This window comes from Barnesiella sp. CU968, assembly GCF_905219685.1.
In the GTDB taxonomy this organism is placed as follows: domain Bacteria; phylum Bacteroidota; class Bacteroidia; order Bacteroidales; family Muribaculaceae; genus Lepagella; species Lepagella muris_A.
This window is the reverse complement of the sequence record NZ_CAJMXD010000201.1, coordinates 1-5438: the sequence shown is the minus strand read 5'-3', so window position 1 is coordinate 5438 and position 5438 is coordinate 1. Positions and strand designations below refer to the sequence as shown.

Below are 5438 nucleotides of genomic sequence, written 5' to 3'. Positions count from 1 at the left end.
TACAAAAAGTAAGCCCAACTTCTGCCGTTCAGGAAGTTGGACTCGCCTTTTTATGGTTTAGCGGACAGTAATAATTACCAATCTTGCTATATTCATGAATAATAATCATGAACGGATGAGGCAAACGAAGAGTCAGGATGTTTTCAAGTGAGTCAAAAGAGTTTGGATGAATCTGTAAATTGAGCAATGGTTGCCATAGAAATTTGCGGAATGTCTTGAGCATACTTGAAGAATATCTTTTCTCTAAATAGAGTAAAAAAATCACACAACTTGCAAGCATCCCATTTCGTGAACGGATTTGGTTTAGAGCACTACTGAACATAAGTTTTACAATATAATTACTAATCGGGAATTGCGTGAGTTATTTCAGATATTTAATAAAACCATGGAAAAGGAATTTCATCATGAAATAAACTGCAACAGGTGTTTTTACACCTTCAATGTTCCTCAGTATATGCCATTGTTCCTTAATCATCGCCATCTTATCTGACGATCTGCTTTGTGGCTGTTCGCGATATAAAGCCAAAACTTCCCCAACATTATACGCTACAACATCTTTTTTAAGTATGTCAAGCCAAAATACAAAATCTTCCTTGGAAACATATTTGAATCGAGTCTTTCCGATTGTATCCCTTCTTATCATGACCGTAAGACAAGGAATGACGCAAGTCTCGATCACATCCCAGAAAGTAGCTTTCTGTGGCATTCTGACAACCCGGTTTCCTCGTTCTCCATCTGATTTTATCTTTTCGTAATCCGAATAGACGAAATCACATTGCGTATCCTCCATGAAACAGAGCTGTCTCTCCAGCTTGTCAGGCAACCATTTGTCATCAGCATCAAGGAAAGCGATATATTTTCCTTTGGCGTTATCGATACCCATATTGCGAGGTATTGTCGGAGAACCAGACGCAACCGCTGTCTTGAGATACCTGATTCTTGGATCCTTTGCCGCATATTCTTTTATTATACCAGCACTATCATCAGTGGAACAATCATCCACTATTATCATTTCCCAGTCTCCATAAGTTTGCGCCAAAACAGAATCAATAGTCTCGGAGATACAAACTCTGGAATTGTAACAAGGGGTGATGATTGAAACAGCACAAGTTTCGCTCGTCTGCATATATTAGAAAAATTTCAAGTGTATCTTATACCCAAAACCAGGATTATAACCGGAATACATAATTGAAACAGCTTGCTCTATAATCAAGCGTTTAAGATATTCAGACACTTGTCGTGTTCACTAAATCCACATATAGATCATTCCACATCTCAGCAACATGCCTCACATCAAATCTTCTGATGGAATAAAAAGCGGCTTTTCCCATTTCCTTTCTTTTTGACTTGTCAATTATAAGTGTTGAAATCGCGTCTGTCAATCCAGCTTTATCCAGATGGGAAACAAGGATTCCATCCTTACCGTCTGAAATCAGGTCCTCGGGACCGTTAGGGCATCGGAAACTGACGCATGGAACACCCTCCCTCATCGCCTCTGTAATCGTCATCGGAAATCCCTCGAATCTGGATGACACAACACAAAAAGCAGATTCCCTGTATTTCTCATCAATCGATTTTGTCACACCCTCAAGAAAGACACAAGATTCAAGTCCGAGTTCCTTTATCTGATCCGACAACGCCTCTCGTAACGTTCCCTTTCCATAAATATGCAATGTCCACAATGGATAAAGCCTGTTTACTTCTTTAAATACATCCAAAAGAATATCAAAACCTTTCTGATACTCCAGTCTGCCTACAGATATAATCTTGTTAGAATCAAGCGTTGACGGAGAGTTACAACCGAACACGACTGGATTTGGAATAGTAGACACATTTTGCAAACACTTCTTGAAGGATGCTGTATCATTCTGTGTAAGGCTGACAACCCACTTGAATTTTCCGTATATCCGGTTCCTAAGCATCCGCATCAATTTATTGTAATATCCATAATACACGTGTTCCACTGCAACGATTCTGCTTCTGTCAATGCCCGATAAATACGCCATAAAAGCACATGGAAATGATTGGGCTGCTATAATATCGAACCTATTTCTCTTGAAATATGCTTTTATTAAATTTAGTGTTTTGATTTGAAGCTTAAGTCTATGGAAAGAACCAGGACTCCCCGAATAAGGAGAGTCCGAAAGATACACGATTTTTATTTTGTCTGAAAATTTATACGGAGGAGTATCCTGAGTCCTGTAAATCGACACGATGGTCACATCATACCCCCAATTATCGGCAAGTTCAGATGCGATGATGGAGAGGACACGCTCTATCCCTCCGTTCATTGTAATATCTGAATAGAGATAGCAAAGTTTCATATCATTTAATAATAATTATTATCCAGCACCGGACTATCAATTACACGAATCACAGACCGTCTTTACCAATAATTGTGTCAATGGCTTTTATCAATGAAGCACCGTCATTCTGACTTATCTGATACGATACACATCCAGCTTTGAATCCTGCCTCTGCATCGGCTTCGCTATCTCCTATCATAAAAGATTTTGAAAGGTCTATGTTGTAATCTTCCGCTGCCCTTAGAAGCATCCCCGGTTTTGGTTTACGACAATCGCATTCAATTTTCAACTCAGGAATTTCTCCTTCGAAACCTTTATCCGGATGATGCGGACAATAATATATCGCATCAATATACGCACCGGATTTACCAAGCTCTGTTTCCAGTTTTTCATGTATATCATCCAGTTCCTTAATTGTAACGTCTCCACGTGCCACAACAGGCTGATTGGTAACTACTATTGCCAGATAACCCGATTCATTTATTTTGCGTATAGCTTCCGATGCTCCGGAAATAAGTTCGAAATCGTTTATATCTCTCAGAAAACCCACATACTTGTTTATAGTTCCGTCTCTATCCAAAAAAATTGCTTTTTGTCGACAAGAAAGATTTCTTGCCTTTACAATACCTGCAAGAAAATCCTTTTTCACACTCTCGAATCGTTCCGGAGTTCCCATATCCTTCACATACTCCGGACTATCATAACACGACATCATTCCGGTTCCGGCAAGAGGTTTCAACAGATTCCTGTCAAGATCAACTTTAAAAATTGTTCCATCATCCTTTTCACAACCAATCATGCTGACATCGATGTTACAATCATCCAGAATCTTCGGATTTATTACGTGTAATCCCGCATTAACCCGGTTTTTGTAATATAATGGGCGAGAATCCTCTTTCGTCAGCCAGGACATTACATTCCTATTCTCATCAGATATAATCAGTCCGCTGTCGTATGGATGGCTGTTCGGGTGTGTAAATAATGTTACCAGACTGCCTTGACGTTTATGAAAATCAACAAACCTCCTGAAATCAATATCGAAAATCGCATCCGCATTAAGCAAAAGGAAATCTTCAGTGAATCTATCCCTCAGTTTGAATAATGCACCCGCATTGCCCAATGGCACTTGCTCATTAAAATATTCTATCTTTACTCCAAATGGTTTGCCGGTAGCCGGTGAATTACCTGAACCATCGCCAAAATAATCCATTATTACATCACCAAGATGAGATACCGTTATGATTATATCATTAAATCCCTGATCCCGCAAACACTCAAGTTCATGTTCCAATACTGGTCGGTCATCAATTTTAATCATTGGTTTGGGAATATCATGGAACAGTGATGATATCCTTGTTCCTTTCCCTCCTGCCATTATTACAACCTTCATAAACTGTATTTACTGATATTTTTCTCCAAAAATCTCACGCTCGACAATGCAGCATATTATATGTCCTATCATTGTCTGGCATTCCTGAATGCGCGGGGTTGATTCGCTTGGAACCTTTATTACCAAATCAAAATTGTCCATTTCGCAAGGTTTACCGCCGGTCAGAGCAATAGTGAAGATTCCTTTGCCTTTACAGACCTCTCCAGCCTCCACTATGTTCCTGGAATTTCCTGAAGTAGAAATACCTATAAAGATATCTCCGGAATTTCCCTGAGCCTGTACTTGTCTGGCAAACAATCTGTCGAAGCCATAGTCGTTTCCGATCGCAGTAAGGATTGATGTGTCGGTGGACAACGCGATGGATGGAAGTCCCGGTCTGTCGAAATAAAACTTACTAACAAACTCTCCTGCAAGATGTTGAGCATCCGCCGCACTACCGCCATTCCCGGCAAACATTGTCTTTTTCCCGTTTTTATATGCTTCGACACATACTTCTGCTGCTCTTTTTATCAAATCCTGCAATGAGGAATCATTAAGAATAATCTCTTTGACTCTTGCACTTTCCGATATCTGAGATTTAATTATTTCTTGTACGGTCATAATATGTATATTGATTGGATATTGTCTAAACCCTATCGGTTTCATAAACCTTCCATCCATGCGCGCCATCTTCGGTAAACTGGAATGGCATCACAAATCCCGACAACTTTCCCAAGGCATCTATAACCATCTTTTTCTTTGTCGGTTCCACCATAAACATGATGAATCCGCCTCCGCCGGCTCCACTCACTTTACCGGATATGGCTCCTGCCGAAATGGCAACATCAAACGCCTCCTGTATCATAGGATTGGAGATTGCATTTGCCATTTTCTTTTTATTCTCCCATCCTTTGCCAAGTATGTATGCAAAAGAATGCATATCCCCTTTTAACAAAGCCAATTTCATATCAATCGCGGATTGCTTTATCTTATGCATCGCTTCAACAGCTTCGTTATTACCCTTTGATGTGTTTTCTTTTTGCTCGTTTATTATCTTGGCACTGCTTCTTGAAGCACCTGTAAAATAAAGTACAATGGAAGCTTCAAGCTCGTCAACTATCCACCGTTTCATTTTAAGAGGATTTACTATCACCAAATCCTCTTTTAGGAATTCCATAAAATTAAAACCGCCAAAAGCCGCTGAATACTGATCCTGTTTTCCGCCACTGAGATTGAGATCTTTTCGCTCTATTTCGTAAGCAAGACGTGAAGTTTCATAATCGCCAAGAGGCAATGAGAACCACTCTATAAAAGCCTTCAGAATACATACAACCATTGATGAAGACGTGCCGAGTCCCGACCCTATAGGAGCGTCATTATATGTTGTTATCCTAAATCCTTTCGGATTCAATTTATAATCGGACATTACTCGATTATAAACCCCTTTTACAAGAGAAGCCTCTCCATCAATATCCAGTTTCGAGGAAAGCGGAAAACTTTTAAAACAGCCCGCATCATAAGAATCAATTATTATCTCCTGCGTATCAAGCTCTTCGATCGTACAATAAGTATAAAGGTTTATGGTTGCATTAAGAACCAATCCTCCATATAAATCACTATAAGGAGACACATCGCTTCCACCTCCAGCCAATCCTAACCGCAAAGGTGCCTTACTTCTTATTATCATGATTGTAAATAATTTGACACAATATTTTTAAATTTATCAAAAACGACACTGTATGTAATTTTTTCTTTAAACTCAC

5 protein-coding genes are annotated in these 5438 nt (G+C 39.4%); all 5 read right to left on the bottom strand.

The genetic code is table 11. The annotated features are described in order from the left end of the window. Positions 1 to 361: 361 nt before the first annotated feature. Positions 362 to 1126 carry a glycosyltransferase family 2 protein gene (locus tag JX312_RS08620; RefSeq protein WP_204457712.1) on the bottom strand — a complete coding sequence of 255 codons (765 nt, stop codon included), beginning with the start codon at positions 1124 to 1126 and terminating at the stop codon, positions 362 to 364. Positions 1127 to 1226: 100 nt separating this feature from the next. After that, the gene (locus tag JX312_RS08615; protein ID WP_204457711.1) at positions 1227 to 2324 is read right to left on the bottom strand and encodes a glycosyltransferase family 4 protein; all 1098 of its coding nucleotides are present in this window, start codon (positions 2322 to 2324) and stop codon (positions 1227 to 1229) included. Between the two features lie 49 nt (positions 2325 to 2373). Then, positions 2374 to 3696, bottom strand: coding sequence for an HAD-IIIA family hydrolase (locus JX312_RS08610; protein ID WP_204457710.1), 1323 nt, complete (start codon positions 3694 to 3696; stop codon positions 2374 to 2376). 9 nt (positions 3697 to 3705) lie between these two features. Then, positions 3706 to 4296, bottom strand: a complete 591-nt coding sequence (locus JX312_RS08605) for an SIS domain-containing protein (protein ID WP_123407856.1) — start codon at positions 4294 to 4296, stop codon at positions 3706 to 3708. 25 nt (positions 4297 to 4321) lie between these two features. Next, a complete protein-coding gene (locus tag JX312_RS08600; protein ID WP_123407854.1) occupies positions 4322 to 5362 on the bottom strand; it encodes a dehydrogenase in 1041 nt (346 codons plus the stop codon). Positions 5363 to 5438 lie beyond the last annotated feature (76 nt).